The organism is Parvimonas sp. C2, from assembly GCF_035282405.1.
GTDB lineage: Bacteria > Bacillota > Clostridia > Tissierellales > Peptoniphilaceae > Parvimonas.
On record NZ_JAYKBP010000004.1, the window covers coordinates 133,802 to 154,802 of the forward strand.

Below are 21,001 nucleotides of genomic sequence, written 5' to 3' on the forward strand. Positions count from 1 at the left end.
AATGGATAAAATGAAAGAAATTACAGAAAAATTAAATCTTTGGGCTTATCAGTATTATACATTAGACGAACCTATTGTAAGTGATGCTGAGTATGATAAACTCTATGATGAACTGTTAAGATTGGAAAAAGAAACAGGAGTAATTTTACCAAATTCTCCAACTCAAAGAGTAGGTGGAGAAGTTTTAGAAAAATTTGAAAAACATACACATTTAAAAGAGCTTTACAGTTTACAAAAGGCACAAAGTTTTGAAGAACTTGAAGATTTTCATAATAGATGCAAAAAACTTTTGAATGAATACAATTCTATAAATAGAACCAAAAAGACTTTGGAATATTATGTTGAGTATAAATTTGACGGATTAACAATAAATTTAACTTATGATAATGGAATTTTAATTTCTGCATCGACAAGAGGAAACGGAGTATATGGTGAAGAAGTTTTTGAACAAGTAAAGACAATAAAGAGTATTCCACTTAAAATTGATTATAAAGGTTTAATTGAAATACAGGGAGAGGCTATTATGCCACTTTCCGCTCTTGTAAAATATAATGAGACTGCTGAGTTACCTTTAAAAAATGCTAGGAATGCTGCTGCTGGTGCAATTAGAAATCTTGATCCTAAAAAAACTGCCAGTAGAAATTTAGATGCTTTTATTTACAATGTTGGTTTTAAGTCTGATGAACAATTCAAAACTCAAGAACAAATGATTTCATTTTTAAAAGAAAATAAATTCAAAGTAAATGGATATGAAAAAAAATGTCTTAATATAAATGAAATTAAAGATAAAATAAAAGAAATAGAGATTTTAAGAAAAAAAGTTGATTATTTGACAGATGGTGTTGTAATTAAAGTTAACGATTTTGAACTTAGGGAATTTTTTGGATATACTAATAAATTTCCTAGATTTGCAATAGCATACAAATTTGAAGCAGAGGAATATAGTACAATTTTAAAAGAAGTTGTGTGGAATGTGGGAAGAACAGGGAAAGTTACTCCAACTGCAATTTTAGAACCTGTTGAAATAGGAGATGTAACTGTTCAAAGAGCAACATTAAATAATTATGATGATATTTTAAGAAAAAAAGTAAAAATTAATTCAAGAGTTTTGATAAGACGTTCAAACGATGTTATTCCTGAAATTCTTGGAATAATGGACGAAGATAGTGAAAATGAGATAGAAATTAAAATGCCTACACACTGTCCTTATTGTAATAGTGAATTAATTAGAGATGGAGTACATTTCTTTTGTACAAATACGCTAGCCTGTACACCACAATTAACTTCTTCACTTGTTCATTTTTCAAGTAAGAATGCAATGAATATTGAAGGACTTAGTGAAAAAACAATTGAATCATTGTTTGACAAATTAGGAGTTGATAAAGTTTATAAAATATACGACTTAAAATATGATGAACTTATCACTCTAGAAAAATTTAAAGATAAAAAGGTTAATAATTTACTAAACTCAATAAAAGAGAGTAAAAAGGTAAATTTAGAGAACTTTATTTATGCACTTGGAATTAAAAATGTCGGAATTAAAACCGCAAAAGATTTAGCTAAAAAATATAAAAATTTAGATAATTTAAGAAATGCAACTGTTGAAGAACTACTACAAATTAATGATGTTGGAGATATTGTAGCTAATTCCATTTTTGAATTTTTTAATGATGAATACAGTAAAGATGCCTTAGATAAATTACTTGAAAAAGGAATAGAAGTAGTTCCTTATGAAGAAATTTCAAAAAGTGAATTTACAGATAAGAAAATAGTAATAACAGGAACTTTTGAGAAGTATAAAAGAAAAGATTTAGAAGATATTTTTTCACAAAATGGACTTATAGTTCAATCTGCAGTAGCTAAATCTACCTACTTTTTAGTGGTAGGAGAAAAGGCTGGTTCAAAATTAAAAAAAGCACAAGAGCTTGGAATTGAAATTATTACTGAAGAAAATCTTGAAAGTTTTTTACAAAGTATTAGTCTAAAATGATATATATTTTAATTTACCTCTATATTGATTGCAAAAAAATATTTAATATGATCTACCTAAGTACTTGCAAAGGCGAGTATTCTATGATATAATACTAATGTTAAATTTGAGTTTGTAAAAGGAGGTATGAAAATGTCAAAAAGATGTGCAATTTGTGATAAAACAAAATTATTTGGAAATAAAGTAACTTTTTCACATAGAAAGAGCAGTAGATCATGGGGAGCAAATATTAGAAAAGTTAGAGTTGTTGTTGACGGTTCTGTAAAGAGAATTAATGTTTGTACTACATGTTTAAAGAGTGGTTTTGTTGAAAGACCTTCATTTACTTCAGCTGAATAATTATAAATATGATTTTTGGGAAGATTTTTATCTTCCTATTTTTTTGCTATTTTATTTAAAAAATTTTACAATTTTACATAAGAAATTTTATTTAATAATATAAAACATATTTCTACAATTTAATGATATTATTTTAAATGTAAAAATTCAAAAATTAAATCACAAAAAAATTTGACTAAATGCAAAAAATATTTTATACTTATATGAGTTAAATTATTAAGTTCAAGGTAGTGATTTTATAAAAATAGCAGTTATTGGTGCAGGTGCATCAGGTATTATGAGTGCGATATTTTCCAAAAATGAAAACAGTGAGGTTTTTTTGTTTGATGGAAATGAAAAAATTGGAAAGAAAATTTATATCTCCGGCAAAGGAAGATGTAATATTACAAACTCAAAAGAAATTTACGAATTTTTTGATGAAATAAATAGAAATAAAAATTTTTTATATAGTAGTTTATATTCTTTTACTAATGAAGATATTTTAACTTTTTTTAATGATAATGGACTGAAAACTAAAGTTGAACGTGGGGGAAGAGTTTTTCCGTTTTCTGATAAATCAAGTGATGTTATAAAAGTTTTGGAAAAAGTATTAAATAATAAAGGCATAAAAATTATTTTAAATATTGAAATTGAAGATGTAAAACTTATTGGAGAAAAATTTCAACTAATATGCAATAAAGATTATGGACTTTTTGATAAAGTTATATTTGCTACTGGGGGTAAATCATATCCTTTTACAGGTTCTAGGGGAAGGGGACATGAAATTTTAAAGAAGTTGGGTCATACAATAACAGATTTAAAAGCTGGACTTGTTGGAATTGATGTAAAAGAAAATATTAGGAAATATTCAGGAGTAAGTTTAAAATTTGTAGATTTTAATATATATGGTAAAGATAAAAAGCTTTTACATTCTGAGTTTGGAGAAATGATTTTTACTCATACAGGTTTTAGTGGACCAATAGTTTTAAAATCAAGCAAGTATTTTGATAATTCAAAAGATTTTGTTATTTCAATTGATTTAAAACCTAAACTTGATCAGCATATATTGGATCTTAGATTACTAAGAGAATTTGATCAAAATAAGAATAAAAATTTAAAAAATGTTCTTTCGAATGTTTTAATAGGTTCTATGGTTGAACTTGTACTCGAAAAATCTGGAGTTAATGGAGAAATTCCAGTTAATCAGATTAATAAAGAAGATAGAAAAAAGCTTGTAGAAACTATAAAAAATTTAAAATTTAATTTTAAGAGCTTAAGACCATTAAGTGAGGCAATTATTACTATTGGGGGCGTTTCAGTTAAGGAGATTAATTCTTCTACTATGGAAAGTAAGCTTATAAAAAATTTATATATTGTAGGGGAACTATTAGATGTAGATGCAAATACAGGTGGATATAATCTAACTATTGCATTTTCTACTGGACATTTAGCTGGAGTTTCCTGTATAGAAGGAGAGTAATTATGGATTATATTATAGCAATAGATGGACCTTCAGGAGTTGGTAAGAGTACCATTGCAAAAAAACTTTCTAAAATTTTAAATATTAATTATATAGATACAGGAGCAATGTATAGAGCAATTGCATTTAAACTTATTTCTAATGGTATTCCTTTAGATAACCATGATAAAATAAAGGAAATTCTTGAAAATACTGATTTTACTTATAAATCTAATTATCTTTATATGGATGGTATAAAATTAGGAAAGGAAATTAGGACTGATGAGATTTCAAAAGGGGCATCATTAGTTTCAAGTTATGATTATGTTAGAAAAAACTTAGTTTCAATTCAAAGAAAAATTGGAATGGAAGCCAGTTGTGTACTAGATGGTAGAGATGTTGGAACTGTTATTTTTCCAAAGGCAGATTTTAAATTTTATTTAACTGCTTCTTCTAAAGAAAGGGCAAAAAGAAGATTTTTGCAAAGTGAGAGAAAAAAAGGTCTTAATTTGGAACAAGTAAGAGAAAGTATTGAAAAAAGAGATTTCGACGATATGAATAGAGAAGTATCTCCTTTAAAAAAAGCAAAAGATGCAATTGAAATAGATTCTACTGATAAGACTCTTAAAGAAACTATTTTAGAGTTTTTATCCTATATTAGAGGAGATAATAATGTATAAGTTTTTACTTGGGATAGTTTCTATTCTTATTAAAATTATATATAGGGTTAGAGTAAATGGAATTGAAAATTTTAAAGATGATGAGCCTATTATTATAAGTGCTAATCATATTCATATTTTTGATCCAGTAATTCTTGCTACATTAACTAAAAAACAAATATTTTTTCTTGCAAAAAAAGAACTTTTTGATAAAAAGATTTCGGCAAAATTCTTTTCAAAACTAGGTGTTATACCTATAGATAGAGAAAATACTGATTTAAAAGCAATAAAGTCTTGCTTTAGAGTTATTAGATCAGGAAATATACTTGGAATTTTCCCTGAAGGAACTAGAGTTAAAACTATCGACATCAACAATATGAAAAAAGGTGTAGCTTTAATTGCCTTAAAAAATAAAGTCAATATTTTGCCAATTCATATTGAAGGTACTTATAAAATCTTTTCTAAAATAACTGTTGATATATACCCTATGATTGAAATTAGTGATTTTGAAAATATGGAGGATTCGGAGGCTATTGATAAATTGACAGAAGAATTATTTAATAAAATTTATCAAGGAAAGTATGGAGATTTATATAGCAAATAATGCAGGTTTTTGTTTTGGAGTAAAGCGAGCTGTAAAATTAGCCGATAAAACTTTAAATGAAAATCATAATAATGAAAATGTGTATTCTTATGGAGAATTAATTCACAATCCACAAGTTGTTGAAAAATTTGATAAAAAAGGACTTAAAATAATAGATAAGTTTGAAGAAGAGACAAAAGGAACTATTGTTTTACGTTCTCATGGAATACATCCTAGTATAAAGAAAAAAATGGAGGAATATGGACATAAGTATATTGACTGTACTTGTCCAGTTTTATTAAATATATATAGAAAAATTGAAAAAAAAGTTGAAAATGGATATGAGATTATAATTATCGGAGATAAAAATCATCCAGAAATTAAAGCTATGGTTGGTTATTGTGGTGATAAAGTTTGTGTAATAAATACAAAAGAAGAAGCCGAAACGATAAAAAATAAAAAAAATTTATATATTATTTCACAAACAACCAATTTAGTAGAGAAATTTTTTCAATTTTCTGATATAATAAAGGATAGGAATGAAAATGTTATAATTGAAAATACAATTTGTGATGCAACTTCAAAAAGACAAAATTCTTGCGAAGAAATTTCTAAGAAGGTGGATTGTATGATAGTTATTGGGGGATACAGTAGCTCAAATACAAATAAGCTTTATGATGTCGCCAAAAAGCATTGTAAAAATGTATATAGAATTGAAACATTTTTAGATTTGCCATTGAAAGATATGGTAAAATATAAGAAAATAGGATTAACCGCCGGTGCTTCAACTCCGGATTGGTTAATAGAGGAGGTAGTTGAAGGTATGGAAATTTTAAGCAAGGATGAATTTATGGAACAAATAGAAGGGAGTATTAAGAAAATTTATCCAAGAGACATAGTGAAAGGAACTATAATTTATGTCACTGAAACTGAAGTTATGGTAAACATTGGTTATAGAAGTGATGGGATTATAAAACTTGATGAGTTATCTTCTGACGTTACTAAAAAACCTAAAGATTTATTTCATGAAGGACAAGAAATTGACGTTTATGTAATTAAACTTGATGATGGAGAAGGTAATGTTGTTTTATCAACTAGAAGAGTAGAATCATTAAAAGATTGGCAAAATCTTGTTGAAAAATTCAATAATAAAGAGTTGGTAGAAGCAGAAGTAGTAAAAGAAGTTAAAGGGGGCCTATTAGCTACTGTTGATGGAATTAATGCTTTTATTCCCGCAAGTCATATTACAACTAGCTTCGTAAAAGATTTTACACCATATATTGGTCAAAAATTAGAATGTGCAATAATAAATATTGATGAAAGAAAGAAGAAAGTTGTTCTTTCAAGAAGAGAAGTAGAAGAAAAAGAATTAAATGAAAAATTAGATTTAGCTTGGAGCAAATTAGCTGTTGGTGATATTTTAACAGGAACAATTAGAAAGTTAACTGACTTTGGAGCATTTGTAAATTTAGGAGATGTTGATGGTTTAATTCATGTTTCAGATATTTCTTGGAATAGAATTAAAAAACCTTCTGATATTTTAAATGTCGGAGATAAAGTAGAAGTTGTTATTTTAAAACTTAACAGAGAAAGAAATAGAATTTCTTTAGGTTTAAAACAATTGACAAAAAAACCATTTGAATTATTCTTGGAAAATAATTCAGTTGGAGATGTAGTTACAGGTACTGTAATTAATCTTGTTGATTTTGGTGCATTTGTTAAGTTAAAAGAAAATGTTGAAGGCTTAGTTCACATTTCTCAAATTTCTTATGACCACATTGAAAAGGCTTCAGATGTATTAAACATTGGTGATGAAGTAGAAGTAAAAATTATAAATATTGATGAAGAAAATCAAAAAATTTCTTTATCAATAAAAGAACTTCTTGAAAAACCAGTTGAAGAAACAGTTGAAGAAGAAAAAGAAGTAGTTGTAGAAGAAGAAAAAGAAGAAAAATTTGAAAATCAAGAATTGGACAATTCAATCGGTGCGTTACTTGATATAGAATTATAATTTTAAATTTTTTATATAGCTGTCGAAAAAATCGACAGCTATTATTTTGCTCGCATTGAAATAAATTTCATTAAGGTATATAATTTAGTTGGAGTGATTTTTTATGAATATAAAATTTTTTAATAAAAGTTCTGATGAACGACGAAATATGATTCTTAGTGAAAAAGTATTAAAGACTATAGTTATTTTAACTATACCTATTTTTATGATGGGTTTGGTGCAATCTTTAATTCCTATTACAGATGGATTATTTTTAAATAATAAAGCGGGTTATATTATAGCGGGAGCTATTGGATTTTCTCAATCTGTTATAAACATTTTAAATGCATTTTCACAGGGGCTAAGTGTAGCCGCTTCAGCAATGATTGGACAATTATATGGTAAGGGAGATATAGAAAAAACTAAACAGGCTTCAGTACAAATTTTGGTTTTATCTTTTACAATAGGATTGATTTTGTCACCACTTTGTATAGTATTATCCTATGTAATTTCAAGAGGAGTAAATGAAGAATTATCAGTACATGTTTTTCAGTATCTTGGACTATATTCTTTTGTTTTACCTTTCTTATTTATGGCAGCTATTTTTAATTCTATTAAAAATGGAACGGGTCATCCGGAAGCTCCATTTTTTCGGATGATTATTTTGTTAGTTTTTAAAGTTATTTTTAATACAATATTTTTGTCAATACTAAATTTAGGTGTTTTTGGTGCAGTATCTGCTTCCTTTATGTCTTACTTTTTAATTGGAATTTGGATGTATTATGATTTGTTTATAAAAAAATCTGATATGCAACTTTCTTTAAAAAACTTTAAATTTGACTTTGAGTTTATTAAAAAGACGATGAATTTAGCAATTCCTAGCATATTATCATATATTTTAGTATATATCGGATTCTTTTTAATTAATAAAGAAGTAGTGAAATATGGATCTATTGCACTTAATGCTTCTACCATTGCTTCTAATATAAATTCAATTTATTTCATTTTGCCAACAAGTGTTGGAACTACAGTTACAACAATGATTAGTATGAATATAGGAAACGGAAATGTAAAAAATGCAAAAAAAATATTTTATTATGGAATTTTATTTTCTTTGATGATAGTTTTTGCTATTATTATAATTTTTACTCCTTTAAATCCTTATATTGTAGAGTTATTCCAAAAGAATCCTGAAATTACTACTATAACTAATAAAGCTTTAACAATTTATATGTATTCTGTAATTGGATTTGGAATTTTTACAGTTGAACAAGGAGTATTTATTGGTTTGGGAAGAACGAAAATGCCTTTACTTACTGGAATAATGAGAATTTGGCTACTTAGATATATTTTTATAGTATTTACAGAAAAATATTTGGGTGTATATTCAATATTCTGGGGTAATTTATTTTCAAACTGTATGGCTGCATTTATATTTTTCTTTTTTGTTATGAAAGTAAAATGGGAATCGGCAATTAAAGATTTATAAAAATCTTGATTTTTTTCTTAAAATTTGATATAGTAATCTATATACTTATGTATAAATTAGGAGGTTTTTTTATGGAATTTAATAATAAATTAGGTAAAGTTTCTATTAATCCTGTTGTGATTAAAACAATTGTAGCTAATGTGTTAAGAGAAAGTTATGGAGTTAGTGGATTGGCTAATGTTTCTCCTAAAGATGGAATTTATCAACTTTTGGGTTGGGATAATTCTGGTAAAGGTGTTCATGTAGTACTTAAAGAAAATAATATTTTTATAGATTTACATATTGTTACTCAATACGGAATAAAGATATCAACAGTCTGTGAAAATATAATAGAAAATGTAAAATATAATGTTGAAAACTTGACAGGATTAACTGTAAAAAAAGTTAATGTTAATGTGCATGGAATAAAATTAGAAGGTAATTAGGAGGAAGTTATGATAAATAGTGAACAGTTGCAAATGGCATTTGTAAGAGCTCGTAATTATCTTGAAACAAATAAAGAGATAGTTAATAGCTTAAATGTGTTTCCAGTTCCTGATGGAGATACAGGTACTAATATGTCTTTGACTATTAAATCAGCAATAAAGAATTTAGAAAATTCAAAAATTAATACTTGTGCAGATGTTACTAAAGCTATTAGCGATGGTGCATTGATGGGAGCAAGAGGAAACTCAGGAGTAATCTTATCTCAAATTTTAAGGGGATTCTATTTAGGAAGTAAAGAAAGTGTAACTCTTGATGTTGAAACTATTAAAGAATGTTTTGTAAATGCTTATAAGGTTGCTTATAAATCAGTTATAAAACCCACTGAAGGAACAATTTTAACAGTTATAAGAGAAATGGGTGAGTTTGCAGAAGCCAACTACACTCATTATAATGATGAAATAGAATTTTGCAAAGAAATTTTAAAGGAAGGTTTTAGAAGTTTGGAAAAAACTCCTGAAATTTTACCTATTTTAAAAGAAGCAGAAGTAGTGGACGCAGGCGGTCGTGGATTGATGTATCTTCTTGAAGGTGCATTAGGAGATGAAATAGTAGAAATTAAAAATAATTACGAATTTAACAGACCTGCAAGAATTGAACACTTAGCTGCACAACAAGATGAAGATATTAAATTTGGATATTGTACTGAATTTATGGTTACAAGTGATTCAGAAGAATATGGAATATTAAGAGATAAGCTTTCAAGTATTGGAGATTCTTTAATTGTAGTTAAGGGCGATAATATTATAAAAGTTCATGTTCATACCAATCATCCAGGACAAGCAATTGAATGGGCATTAGAATTTGGACCTTTACATGACTTAAAAATTGATAATATGAGAAGACAACATAATCATTTACATCATACAGACAAAGAAGTTGCAGATGCTAAGCATTCTGAAGAAGTTAAAGAACATAAAAAATATGGTTTTATTTCTATTTCGACAGGAGATGGTATTGATGAAATCTTTAAGAGTATGGGGGTAGACGAAATTATTACTGGGGGACAAACAATGAATCCTTCAACTGAAGATATATTAAAAGCAGTTGAAAAGATTAATGCTGATGATATTTTTGTTTTCCCTAATAATAGTAATATTATACTTGTTTCAGAACAAGCAGCAAAAATTTCAAAGAAAAGACTTCATGTTATAAAAACAAAACAAATCCCACAAGCATTTAGTTCATTATTTAATTTTGATGAATCTCTATCAGTTGATGAAAATATTGAACTTATGACTGAAGCTATTTCCAACATTAAAGTTGGTCAAATAACTTATGCTCTGAGAGATACCGAAATTGAAGGAGTAAAAATCAAAAAAGATGACTTTATGGGCTTAAATGAAGGTAAGATAACTGTTTCTAAAAAGAAAATAGAAGATACATTTAAAGAACTTATTGATCAGCTTGTTGATGAAGATTCATCTATAGTAAGTCTTTACTATGGAGAAGATGTAAAAGAAAAAGATGCTGAAAAATTAGTAAAATTAATTGAGAAAAAATATAAAGATATTGAAGTTGAATTGGTATATGGTGGTCAACCATTATATTACTATTTGATTTCAGTTGAGTAGAAAAAGTCCGAAAGGACTTTTTTTGTAAGGATAATTATGGAATTAAAAGATATTAAGGGAATTGGAGAAAAGAAAATTGCTCTTTTAAATAAACTTGGAATTTTTACAGTTAATAATTTATTAGAGTATTTTCCATATTCTTATATTGATACAACAAAATTTAAAAAAATTTCTGAAATAACTGAAGAAGGAAGTTATTCATATAGATTAAAAATTATTTCTTTAATGGAAAATAGAAAAAAAAGAAATATTAGAGTTACAAAATTTTTAGCAATGGATGAGGAAATGAATTATTGCACAATTGTATATTTTAATAATATCTTTATTTCAAAAAATTTAAAGATTAATAATGTATATGAAATGTATGGAAGGGCAAAATTACTTGGAAAAAATGTTGAAATTCAGTCTCCTACAATGCAAAATAAAGCTAATATTATTGGAAGTATAATTCCACAATATCATTTGTGTAAAGGAATTTCTAATCTAGACTTAGTTAAGATTATTCAAAATTTATTAAAAAAGAATTCATATTTTGAAGAAAAACTACCTAGTAATATTCTAAATGAATTAAACTTAGAAAGCTATGACAATGCAATTAGAAACATACATTTTCCAAAAGATAACGAAAGTTTTATTAGAGCTAAAAGAAGACTTGCATTTGACGAGATTTTTTATTTTCAACTCTCTATGAAAAAATTAAAGAGAAATAATGATGATGCTATTAGATTTGAGATAAAAGATGAAACGTATGATTTTATAAAATCTTTGAGTTTCAAATTGACAAATTCACAAAATAAAGTATTGGAAGATATTTTTAGAGATATGTCTAATGATAAACAAATGAATAGACTAATTCAAGGAGATGTGGGTTGTGGTAAAACAATAATCTCTTTTATTGCTATGTTTAATGTTATAAAAAATGGATTTCAATCAGTTTTAATGGCTCCTACTGAAATTTTAGCTAGACAGCATTATGAAAATGCTAAAAATCTTTTTTCAGATTATAATATAAAAGTTGAGTTATTAGTTGGAAGTTTAAAAGAATCCGAAAAGAAAGCTATTAGAGAAAAGCTAGAAAACGGAGAAATTGATATTGTAATTGGAACACATGCGGTTTTTCAGGAAAAAGTTGTTTACAAAAATTTGGGCTTTGTTATTACAGATGAACAGCATAGATTTGGAGTTAAACAAAGACTTTTACTTTCTAAAAAATCTAAAAATCCAGATATATTAGTAATGAGTGCAACTCCAATACCTAGGACTGTCGGTCTTGTTATGTTCTGTGATTTGGATATTTCTACTATTGACGAATTGCCTAGCGGTAGAGGAAAGGTGAATACTTATTTTGTAGATGAAAATTATGAAGAAAGATATATGAATTTTATAAAAAAATATATATCAGAAGGACGTCAAGCCTATATTGTTTGTCCACTTGTTGATGAAAGCGATACATTGGAATTACAGTCAGTTATAAATTTATATGAACGTCTAAAAGAAAGATATTTTCAAGACGTTGAAATTGAGTTTATACATGGAAAGATAAAACCTGTTGACAAAGACAAGATAATGAAAAATTTTGAAAACGGAAAAATAAAAGTTTTAGTTGCAACTACTGTAATAGAAGTTGGTATTAATGTTCCTAATTCAAATATAATGGTAATTTATAATGCAGAAAGATTTGGTCTTAGTCAATTACATCAACTAAGAGGAAGAATAGGAAGAGGAAATTATGAAAGTTTTTGTATTTTAGTTAGTAATAACAAAAGTACAAATGTAAAAAAGAGAATGAATATAATGTGTTCATCAAATGATGGTTTTTATATTTCTGAACAAGATTTTTTACTTAGAGGATATGGTGATATTCTAGGATATCGACAATCAGGAGAAGCCAGATTTAAAATTTTAAATATCCAAAAAGATTATGAGCTTTTAAAATCTGCAATAAAATATGTTGATGAGCTTTTGAGTGAGGATTTTAATTTTGAAAAAGAAGAAAATCAAGTTTTAAAAAGAAATGTTGATGAGTTTATCCAAAATTTAAGTAATAACATTATTATGAATTAGATTTTAAAGTTACTTAATAGTGTAATCAAAATTGCAATTAGTGTTAAATGATGTTATTGATGATAGAGAGGGATTTTTTTGATTAGAAAAATATATAAAATTATTAATTTTAATTATTTTACTCATATAGTAATTTTTACTGTTTGTCTATTAACTTCTATTTGTCAACTTCTTGTTTATGTTTATACTAAAAAAATAGTTGATAAATTTATAGAATTAAATGGTATTTATTACTTTGGCGTTAAAATATTTATGTGCTTATTGTTTGCTTTTTTGGTTATGAATACCTTAAAAAAATTTTTGTTTTCAGTTATTGCTATAAAGCTGGAATATAAAATTTTGAGTAAATATATTTTAAATATAAAAAATTTAAAAGAAGAAGAATTAAATAATTCCATTGTTATTATGGATAGAATTTCAAAATTTACGGATTTTCTAGATAATAATTTAAATAGTCTTATTTATACACCTTTTTCATTTATATTTACTTTTTTAGGAATTTTTTTGATTGATAGAATGACTGCTATAATAATTATACCAGTTGTTATAACTACAGTATTTATCGACTTTTTGCTAACAGATAAACTGATATATTCTTCACAAAAGTATTATAGAGAATATAGTGAATGTATAAATTTTCAAAAAGAGATGTTAGAAAAAATAGAAAATATAAAAATTAATAGTCTTGAAGATTATGTTGATAGTTTACATAGAAAAAAACAAGAAATATTATTGAAATCTAAAAATTATCTCACATTTAGAGAACAAATTTCCTATATTCCTGCACTATTAAACGAATATTTACCAACTATTATATTAATTTTTATAGCAATTTTAAGAGTAAATTATTCTCCTATGAGCTATGGACAGTTTTTTGCACTACTTAGTATGGTTGTTGGTATATCATTACCTTTTACGAAATTTTTAAGAACAATCACTAATTTGAAATCAATAAGTGTTTTGTTGGATGATATTGTAAAAATAATAGATTCAAAAGATTGTCATATCGTTAAGAATAATTTTAAAAGTTTAAGCTTTACTGATAGTACAGTAATTAATGTTAAAAATTTGGATTTTAATTATGGAGATAAAATTATTTTTAGGAATGTAAATTTTAGTGTAAAGAATGGAGAAAAAATTTCTATAATTGGAGAAACTGGCTCAGGAAAGTCTACTTTGATAAAAATTATTTTAGGATTATATGACTTAAATGAAAAAACAAAAATAAATGTTTTTGGATTTGATGTTAATAATGAAAAAAGAGAAATTTGGGAAAATATTGGATATGTTGATAATAATACATATTTGTTTGATGATAGTATAAATTATAATATTACTTTAAAAAATGATTTAACCAATTCTGAATTAAAAAATTTAGAAAATATAGCTTTAATGCTTGATATAAATTATTTACTAGATAAAGAAATAGATGTAAAACAATTTGGAACTAATTTATCTGGAGGAGAAAAACTGAAAATTTGTATAGCCAGAGCATTATTTAGAAATCCAAGTATTTTGATTTTAGATGAACCTACATCTGCACTTGATGATTACAGTGAGGATTTATTTTGTGATTTGATAAAAAACATTAATGTTACAACTATATTGGTTACACATAGAAAAAAACTTATGGATATGAGTGATAGAATACTTAAAATTTCAGATAATAAAGTTTTTGAAATAAATAAGGAGAGTGAAATTGATGTTTAAAAAAATTAATTTAGTAAAAAATAGTTTTAATTTACTTTCTGGAATTTCATTTCTATTCAATGCATTTCAAAGTGTTTTTGCAGATTTTCTTTTTGGAATATTATATTTTTTAATTTTTGAAAAATTGTATTATAGTAAAATACATTATCCTTTATTAATGTTATTAACATTTTTAGTTTTTTTATATTTTGTGTTTTTAATCCCTTTTTGGGGATATCATATGGAAAAAGGTGTTAATATATATACTAAAAATTTAACTAATTTAGTTTTTAAAACAATTCTTAATAGAGATAATGCTGTACATTCATCTGAAAACATTACTTTAATTCAACATGATGTAATAAATGATTCAAAGATATTAGGTTGGGATTTTGTAGTGCTTTTTCAATCGATTCTATCAGGTATTATATCAACTATTGTTATTTTTAATGCTTCATACAAAATGTTACTATTCCTTTACATTTTAGGTTTAATTGCAATAATATTAAATTTATTTTTTATAAAAATGATAAAAAAATTATATTTGTGTATAAGAAAAAATATTGAGCTTAAAATAAAATATGTATCTGATTATGTTAATAATTTAATAATAATAAATATTTTTGGATTAAGTGAATCAGTAGAAAGTGATATTTTAAAAGTATTGGAGGAAGTTTATAAACAAAAAATAAAAATAAAATTTTACGAGACTATAACTTTTTTTATAGACAATATAGTATATAAAATTGGATTTAAATTAATAATAATTATATATGGAATGTATCTTGTTTCAATAGGAGATATAAATTTTGGATATTTATTGCTATGTTTTTCTATGGTTGAAGGGATAATTTTCTTTTTGAGTTATACAGGTGAATATATATCTATTATTCAAAAAATATTTATAAGTATTTCTAAAGTTAACACTTTTTTATATTCTAAAAAAAATTCTGAAATGTCGAAATTTGTTTTAAAGCCCGTATCTAGGATAGAATTTAAGGATGTATTTTTTAAATTTTTAGACAGTAAAGAGTATTTAATAAATGGATTAAATTTAGAATTTGACTTTTCAAATAACTATATAATTTGTGGTAAAAACGGTATTGGTAAAAGTACAATCTTTAAATTGATATTTGGTATTTTAAAACCTGATAAAGGGAGCATTAATTTTAATTATTGTAAATTAGAAAATAGTGGAAATCCTGTTTATGTATCTCAAGAACCTTTGATTTTTTCAGGTACTGTAAGAGAAAATATATTACTTGATAAAAGAAATGTTAGTGATGACAAAATATATAAAGCTTTAGAAACAGTTTGTTTAGATAATTGGGTAGATTCTTTGTATGATGGACTTGACTTTTATATTGATGAAAAAGTAAGTGTTTTATCTAAAGGAGAAAAGATGAGATTAACAATAGCTAGGGCGTTAATAACTAACCCCCAAATACTTTTTTTAGATGAACCTGATGCAAATTTAGATGTTGAAACAATAAAATTAATTATAAACAATATAAAAAAATTATATAAATGTAAATTTATGATTATTTCACATCTAACAAAGTATAATATTTATGATGAAGAATTTAAAATAATTGAGTTGTAAAAAGAAATGTTGACAAGTTTATTAATAATATTATTATGAATTAAAGAAAAGAGATAGAGTTGATTTTTATCTCTTTTTTTAGTTTAATTTAAAAATAATAGTATAAACTTTTATTATCTGATATTATTTATAAAAATCAAATTAAAATAATATCATTATATTAAATTTAGTTACAAAAAGATTGAAAAAATAATAAAAAAATGATACACTTATTGTATAAAATTAAAGGAGAAAGACTATCTTATGGATTTAGATTTTAAAAGAGTAGTTATTAAGCTTAGTGGAGAAGCTTTGTCTGGTGGAATTGGACATGGACTCCATGATGAAACAATTGAAAAAATTTGTAAATCAGTAAAAGATGTATATGATTTAGGTATTCAAGTTTGTATTGTAGTTGGTGGTGGAAATTTTTGGAGAGGTCGTTCAAGTGAAAAAATAGAACGTTCAACTTCTGATCATATGGGTATGCTTGCAACTATAATAAATTCTTTAAGATTACAAGCTACACTTGAAAATATGGGAGTACCTACAAGAGTTCAGACAGCAATTAATGTTCATGAAGTTGCTGAACCTTTCATAAAAAGAAAAGCTGAACGTCATCTTGAAAAAGGGAGGATTGTTATTTTCGGTGCAGGAACAGGTATGCCATATTTTTCAACTGATACTACTGCAGCTTTAAGGGCAGCGGAAATGCAAGCAGATGTAATTTTACTTGGTAAAACAGGAACTGATGGCATATATGATAAAGATCCAAATAAATTTAAAGATGCAAAGAAATTTGAAGAGTTAACATATATAGAAATTTTAAATAGAGGATTAGGTATAATGGATGCTACTGCTACTTCTCTTTGTATGGATAATGATATTCCACTTGTTGTATTCGGAATTGACAATCCAGAAAATTTAGTTTCAGTAGTAAAGGGCGAAAAGGTAGGAACAATAGTAAGGGGGAAATAAAATGCATAAAGAAATAATTAATGAATTAGAAAGAAAAATGTCAAAATCAATAGAGTCTTATGAAACAGAATTAACAACAATAAGAGCTGGTAGAGCAAATCCTACAATATTGGATCAATTTACTGTTGATTATTATGGTACAGAAACACCAATTAAACAAGTTGCATCTATTTCTGTTCCAGAAGCAAGATTATTGGTAATTCAACCTTGGGATGCTTCTTTGATAACTCCTATAGAAAAAGTTATTTTAGCATCAAATTTAGGTATAACTCCATCTAATGATGGAAAAGTTATAAGATTACCTTTCCCAGCTTTAACTGAAGATAGAAGAAAAGAATTAGTTAAGGTTGTAAAAGGATATGGAGAAAACGCCAAAATTGCTATTAGAAATTTGAGACGTGATGGACTTGATAAATTGAAAAAACTAGAAAAAGATAAGGAAATCAGCGAAGATGAATTAAGACAAGCTGAAGAAGAAGTTCAAAAAGTTACAGATAAATTTATTAAAAAAGTTGAAGATATTACAAAATTAAAAGAAAAAGAGTTAATGGAAATTTAATGAAAGATATAGATTTTACAAATATACCAAAACACATCGGTATTATTATGGATGGCAATGGAAGATGGGCAAATAATAGATTTTTGCCCAGAATTGCTGGACATAAAGAGGGAATGAATAGAGTAGTTGATATTGTTGAAGAGTGTTGTAAAATAGGGGTTAAAACTCTAACTTTGTATGCTTTTTCGACTGAAAATTGGAAAAGACCTAAAGATGAAGTTAAAGGTCTTATGAATATTTTGGTTATTTATATAAATTCTCAATTAAAAAGAATTTTAGAAAATAATATTATTTTTAGAGTTATTGGAGATTATAGTAGATTACCAAGTTCAATAGTTAAGTTACTAGACAATAGTATAGATAAGTCAAAAAACAATACAGGAATGGTTTTGAATATCGCATTAAATTATGGCGGTAGGGCAGAAATTATTTCTTCTATAAAAGACTTATTTGATGATGTTTCAAAAGGTAAATTTTCAATAGACAATTTGAATGAAGAAAGTTTTAAGAATTATTTATATACAAAAGAAAATTCTGACGTTGATTTAATGATAAGAACTGGAAATGAAAAGAGAATAAGTAATTTTTTAATTTATCAGTTAGCTTATTCTGAGTTTTATTTTACAGATACTTTGTGGCCTGAATTTTATGCTAATGATTTGTATGAGGCTATATATGATTTTCAAAATAGAAATAGAAGATTTGGGGGAATTTAATGACTAGCTTTATCAATAGAACTATAAGTGGAGTATTGATGTTAATAATATCTTTTATATGTATATGGCTTAAAGGATATGCACTTATGGGTTACACTATGACTATTACAGTTTTATGCTTAATTGAATTATTTAGGACATTTAAGTTAAATGATTTATTTATAATTTCTTTTAGTATATTGTTTTCTATAGCAATGGTGTACTCTATAGGTATTTCAAATAAAAGTTTAGTATTAACTTGTTTTTCATTGTATTTTCTTGTTGTTTCTATTTATTATTTATTTTTTAATAAAATTAATATTGAAAACTTAGGAAAATTGTTGTTCTCTTTTATATATATTTCAGTTCCTATGGGAGTTTTCTTAAGACTTGGAGAAAATAATCTTCTTTGGGCTGTATTTTTAACTTCTTGGGGAACTGATACATCTGCTTATCTGTTTGGAATAATTTTTGGAAGGCGAAAGTTATATCCTAGTATAAGTCCAAAAAAGACGGTAGAAGGTTCTTTAGGTGGGATTTTTGGGTCTCTTATACTGTTAAATGTATTTAATTTTTTTGTTTTAAAATTTGATATTGTTTTTATAATTGTTTCAGGAATAATTCTTTCTATTGTTGCTCAATTAGGAGACTTATTTGCATCGAAAATAAAAAGAGAAATAGGAATAAAAGATTTTAGTAATATTATCAAAGGACATGGTGGATTTTTAGATAGATTTGACAGTATAGTGTTTGTGACGCCTTTGGTTTATATTATTTTTTGTATATTTGGAGGTAGTATTTAATGATTATAAAAATAATAGTAGCACTTTTAGTATTTATGGTTGTAGTTGTAGTTCATGAATTTGGACATTTTATTTTTGCGAAAAGAGCAAAGATAAAAGTTAATGAGTTTTCTGTTGGAATGGGGCCAAAAATTATTGGCAAACAAAAAGGTGATACATTATATTCAATCAGAGCCTTACCATTAGGTGGTTTTTGTGCTATGGAGGGTGAAGATGAAAACGAAGAAGAACAGGATTTAGATTTTTCAGAAAGAGGACACTTTAATGGTGCAACAATAGGCGGAAGAATTTTAACTATATTTGCTGGACCTTTGTTCAACTTTATATTGGCATTTGTTATTCTTTTCTCGCTGTTTGCAATTAGAGGACATCAAACAACAACTGTAGAGAGTGTCAAAAAAAATTCTGTTGCTCTTAAATGTGGGATACAACCGGGAGATAAAATTATAGGTATTGGAGATTATGAAATAAAATCTTGGAAGGATATTCATACAAGCCTCTCAAAATTAGATAAGCAAGAAACTGGTGTTAAAGTAATAAGAGGAAATAAAGAAATAGATATTTTAGTAAAATTTGAAAATTCTGGTGAAAAAGTTTTAGGTGTTACATCAAAATTAGAAAGAAGTTTGCTAATGTCAGTGAAAGAAAGTTTAAATACATTTTTTTATTTTATAAGTTCTATGTTTGATATTTTAAGACAATTATTTACTGGAAAAGTTGGAGTAGGACAGCTATCTGGACCTATAGGAGTAGTTGGAGCAATAAGTAGTGCTGCTAGTAATGGTATATACTCATTATTATACATTACTGCTTTTCTAAGTGTGAATTTAGGATTTATAAACTTGTTACCAATACCTGCTTTGGATGGTGGAAGATTAGTTTTCTTGTTTATAGAATTAATTTTAGGTAGACCAGTTTCAAGGTCTAAAGAAGGTTTAATTCATACAATAGGATTTATATTTTTAATGGGTCTTATTTTATTTGTATCATTTAAAGATGTAATAAGACTAGGAATTTTTGGAGCAAATTAATGGAAAGAAAAATAACTAAGAAAATTTATGTGGGGAACATGCCTATTGGAGGTGGTTCTCCTATTTCTATACAATCAATGACAAATACAATAACAAAGGATGTTGATTCAACTGTAAAGCAAATTAATCAATTTGCAACAGAAGGTTGCGACATTAGTCGTTCAGCGGTTAATGATTTAGACGACGCTTTAGCTATTAAGAAGATAAAATCCTTAACGTCAATACCTTTTATTGCAGATATTCAATATGATTATAAACTTGCAATAATGGCAGCTGAAAATGGAGCTGATTGTTTAAGAATTAATCCTGGAAATATTGGTGGAAAAAAGAAAGTTAAAGAAGTTGTAGAATGTTGCAAATATCATAATATTCCAATAAGAGTTGGAGTTAATTCTGGATCTGTAAATCAAAAATTTATTGATAAGTTTCATGGAGTTAATAAAGAGTCTATAGTTTATAGTGCCTTAGATCAGGTTGAGTTTTTAGAATCACTAAATTTTGGCCAAATTAAAATATCAATAAAATCAAGTAATGTTCCTATTTGTGTTGAATCTTATGAACTTTTAAGTAGTTTATGTAATTATCCACTACATTTAGGAATTACAGAAGCTGGTCCAAATTTTAGAGGAACTATAAAATCTTCAGTAGGACTTGGTATTATTTTGGCAAAAGGAATCGGTGATACTATTAGAGTGTCTTTGACTGGAGATCCAGTTGAAGAAGTTAGAGTCGGAAAAGAAATTTTACGTTCATTAGGACTTTTAAAAGATGGAATTGACTTAATCTCATGTCCTACTTGTTCAAGGACAAAAATTGATTTAATTAATATTGTAGAACAGGCAGAAAAGGAATTAAAACATATTAAGAAAAACTTTAAAATTGCAATAATGGGTTGTCCTGTAAATGGTCCTGGAGAAGCAAAAGAAGCAGATTTAGGAATTGCAGGTGGAAATGGAAAAGGGTTAATTTTCAAAAAAGGACAAATTATTAAAAAAGTAGATGAAAAAGACTTACTTAAAGAATTGATTAATGAAATTAATAAATTGGAGGAATAG

At 26.1% G+C, this 21,001-nt stretch carries 18 protein-coding genes; all 18 read left to right on the forward strand.

All coding sequences use genetic code 11. The annotated features are described in order from the left end of the window. The first annotated feature begins 1 nt into the window (after position 1). The 18 genes from ligA (at position 2) to ispG (ending at position 21,001) form a co-directional block, all read left to right on the forward strand. Positions 2 to 1,990 (forward strand): NAD-dependent DNA ligase LigA, encoded by a 1,989-nt coding sequence (gene ligA, locus VJI95_RS06895; RefSeq protein WP_324010811.1) that lies wholly within the window; start codon positions 2 to 4, stop codon positions 1,988 to 1,990. A gap of 132 nt (positions 1,991 to 2,122) precedes the next feature. Further along, the gene (gene rpmB, locus VJI95_RS06900; RefSeq protein WP_009372827.1) at positions 2,123 to 2,329 is read left to right on the forward strand and encodes a 50S ribosomal protein L28; all 207 of its coding nucleotides are present in this window, start codon (positions 2,123 to 2,125) and stop codon (positions 2,327 to 2,329) included. A 253-nt stretch (positions 2,330 to 2,582) separates the two neighbouring features. Beyond that, positions 2,583 to 3,788 (forward strand): NAD(P)/FAD-dependent oxidoreductase, encoded by a 1,206-nt coding sequence (locus VJI95_RS06905; protein WP_442953988.1) that lies wholly within the window; start codon positions 2,583 to 2,585, stop codon positions 3,786 to 3,788. Positions 3,789 to 3,790: 2 nt separating this feature from the next. After that, positions 3,791 to 4,447: a (d)CMP kinase gene (cmk, locus tag VJI95_RS06910; RefSeq protein WP_324010813.1), complete on the forward strand. Its 657-nt coding sequence runs from the start codon at positions 3,791 to 3,793 to the stop codon at positions 4,445 to 4,447. Further along, entirely contained in the window at positions 4,440 to 5,030 is a 591-nt protein-coding gene (locus tag VJI95_RS06915; protein ID WP_324010815.1) for a lysophospholipid acyltransferase family protein, read from the forward strand. Before cmk ends, VJI95_RS06915 begins: the two co-directional genes overlap by 8 nt. Then, a complete protein-coding gene (locus tag VJI95_RS06920; protein ID WP_324010817.1) occupies positions 5,008 to 7,020 on the forward strand; it encodes a bifunctional 4-hydroxy-3-methylbut-2-enyl diphosphate reductase/30S ribosomal protein S1 in 2,013 nt (670 codons plus the stop codon). The genes VJI95_RS06915 and VJI95_RS06920 overlap by 23 nt, the downstream gene beginning before the upstream one ends. 103 nt (positions 7,021 to 7,123) lie before the next feature. Continuing rightward, positions 7,124 to 8,488 carry an MATE family efflux transporter gene (locus VJI95_RS06925; protein ID WP_323998552.1) on the forward strand — a complete coding sequence of 455 codons (1,365 nt, stop codon included), beginning with the start codon at positions 7,124 to 7,126 and terminating at the stop codon, positions 8,486 to 8,488. A 71-nt stretch (positions 8,489 to 8,559) separates the two neighbouring features. Then, the gene (locus VJI95_RS06930) at positions 8,560 to 8,913 is read left to right on the forward strand and encodes an Asp23/Gls24 family envelope stress response protein (RefSeq protein ID WP_323998553.1); all 354 of its coding nucleotides are present in this window, start codon (positions 8,560 to 8,562) and stop codon (positions 8,911 to 8,913) included. Positions 8,914 to 8,922: 9 nt separating this feature from the next. Beyond that, entirely contained in the window at positions 8,923 to 10,545 is a 1,623-nt protein-coding gene (locus tag VJI95_RS06935) for a DAK2 domain-containing protein (RefSeq protein ID WP_323998554.1), read from the forward strand. Between the two features lie 36 nt (positions 10,546 to 10,581). After that, positions 10,582 to 12,609: an ATP-dependent DNA helicase RecG gene (gene recG / locus VJI95_RS06940; RefSeq protein WP_323998556.1), complete on the forward strand. Its 2,028-nt coding sequence runs from the start codon at positions 10,582 to 10,584 to the stop codon at positions 12,607 to 12,609. A gap of 78 nt (positions 12,610 to 12,687) precedes the next feature. Continuing rightward, positions 12,688 to 14,319: an ABC transporter ATP-binding protein gene (locus VJI95_RS06945; protein WP_324010819.1), complete on the forward strand. Its 1,632-nt coding sequence runs from the start codon at positions 12,688 to 12,690 to the stop codon at positions 14,317 to 14,319. After that, positions 14,312 to 15,901 (forward strand): ABC transporter ATP-binding protein, encoded by a 1,590-nt coding sequence (locus VJI95_RS06950; protein WP_324010821.1) that lies wholly within the window; start codon positions 14,312 to 14,314, stop codon positions 15,899 to 15,901. Before VJI95_RS06945 ends, VJI95_RS06950 begins: the two co-directional genes overlap by 8 nt. Before the next feature lie 243 nt (positions 15,902 to 16,144). Then, positions 16,145 to 16,858, forward strand: a complete 714-nt coding sequence (pyrH, locus tag VJI95_RS06955; protein ID WP_323998562.1) for a UMP kinase — start codon at positions 16,145 to 16,147, stop codon at positions 16,856 to 16,858. Position 16,859: 1 nt separating this feature from the next. Beyond that, entirely contained in the window at positions 16,860 to 17,417 is a 558-nt protein-coding gene (gene frr, locus VJI95_RS06960; protein WP_323998563.1) for a ribosome recycling factor, read from the forward strand. Beyond that, the gene (locus VJI95_RS06965; protein ID WP_324010823.1) at positions 17,417 to 18,133 is read left to right on the forward strand and encodes an isoprenyl transferase; all 717 of its coding nucleotides are present in this window, start codon (positions 17,417 to 17,419) and stop codon (positions 18,131 to 18,133) included. Before frr ends, VJI95_RS06965 begins: the two co-directional genes overlap by 1 nt. Further along, entirely contained in the window at positions 18,133 to 18,915 is a 783-nt protein-coding gene (locus VJI95_RS06970; protein ID WP_323998565.1) for a phosphatidate cytidylyltransferase, read from the forward strand. The genes VJI95_RS06965 and VJI95_RS06970 overlap by 1 nt, the downstream gene beginning before the upstream one ends. Continuing rightward, on the forward strand, positions 18,915 to 19,946 hold the full coding sequence (gene rseP, locus VJI95_RS06975; protein WP_324010825.1) for an RIP metalloprotease RseP: 1,032 nt from the start codon (positions 18,915 to 18,917) through the stop codon (positions 19,944 to 19,946). The genes VJI95_RS06970 and rseP overlap by 1 nt, the downstream gene beginning before the upstream one ends. Beyond that, the gene (gene ispG / locus VJI95_RS06980; protein WP_324010827.1) at positions 19,946 to 21,001 is read left to right on the forward strand and encodes a flavodoxin-dependent (E)-4-hydroxy-3-methylbut-2-enyl-diphosphate synthase; all 1,056 of its coding nucleotides are present in this window, start codon (positions 19,946 to 19,948) and stop codon (positions 20,999 to 21,001) included. Before rseP ends, ispG begins: the two co-directional genes overlap by 1 nt.

What these genes read in the sequence shown, in the direction of transcription:
- ligA (WP_324010811.1), top strand. Translation starts at nt 2, where the DNA reads ATGGATAAAATGAAAGAAATTACAGAAAAATTAAATCTTTGGGCTTAT.
- rpmB (WP_009372827.1), top strand. Translation starts at nt 2,123, where the DNA reads ATGTCAAAAAGATGTGCAATTTGTGATAAAACAAAATTATTTGGAAAT.
- cmk (WP_324010813.1), top strand. Translation starts at nt 3,791, where the DNA reads ATGGATTATATTATAGCAATAGATGGACCTTCAGGAGTTGGTAAGAGT.
- VJI95_RS06915 (WP_324010815.1), top strand. Translation starts at nt 4,440, where the DNA reads ATGTATAAGTTTTTACTTGGGATAGTTTCTATTCTTATTAAAATTATA.
- VJI95_RS06920 (WP_324010817.1), top strand. Translation starts at nt 5,008, where the DNA reads ATGGAGATTTATATAGCAAATAATGCAGGTTTTTGTTTTGGAGTAAAG.
- VJI95_RS06925 (WP_323998552.1), top strand. Translation starts at nt 7,124, where the DNA reads ATGAATATAAAATTTTTTAATAAAAGTTCTGATGAACGACGAAATATG.
- VJI95_RS06930 (WP_323998553.1), top strand. Translation starts at nt 8,560, where the DNA reads ATGGAATTTAATAATAAATTAGGTAAAGTTTCTATTAATCCTGTTGTG.
- VJI95_RS06935 (WP_323998554.1), top strand. Translation starts at nt 8,923, where the DNA reads ATGATAAATAGTGAACAGTTGCAAATGGCATTTGTAAGAGCTCGTAAT.
- recG (WP_323998556.1), top strand. Translation starts at nt 10,582, where the DNA reads ATGGAATTAAAAGATATTAAGGGAATTGGAGAAAAGAAAATTGCTCTT.
- VJI95_RS06950 (WP_324010821.1), top strand. Translation starts at nt 14,312, where the DNA reads ATGTTTAAAAAAATTAATTTAGTAAAAAATAGTTTTAATTTACTTTCT.
- pyrH (WP_323998562.1), top strand. Translation starts at nt 16,145, where the DNA reads ATGGATTTAGATTTTAAAAGAGTAGTTATTAAGCTTAGTGGAGAAGCT.
- frr (WP_323998563.1), top strand. Translation starts at nt 16,860, where the DNA reads ATGCATAAAGAAATAATTAATGAATTAGAAAGAAAAATGTCAAAATCA.
- VJI95_RS06965 (WP_324010823.1), top strand. Translation starts at nt 17,417, where the DNA reads ATGAAAGATATAGATTTTACAAATATACCAAAACACATCGGTATTATT.
- VJI95_RS06970 (WP_323998565.1), top strand. Translation starts at nt 18,133, where the DNA reads ATGACTAGCTTTATCAATAGAACTATAAGTGGAGTATTGATGTTAATA.
- rseP (WP_324010825.1), top strand. Translation starts at nt 18,915, where the DNA reads ATGATTATAAAAATAATAGTAGCACTTTTAGTATTTATGGTTGTAGTT.
- ispG (WP_324010827.1), top strand. Translation starts at nt 19,946, where the DNA reads ATGGAAAGAAAAATAACTAAGAAAATTTATGTGGGGAACATGCCTATT.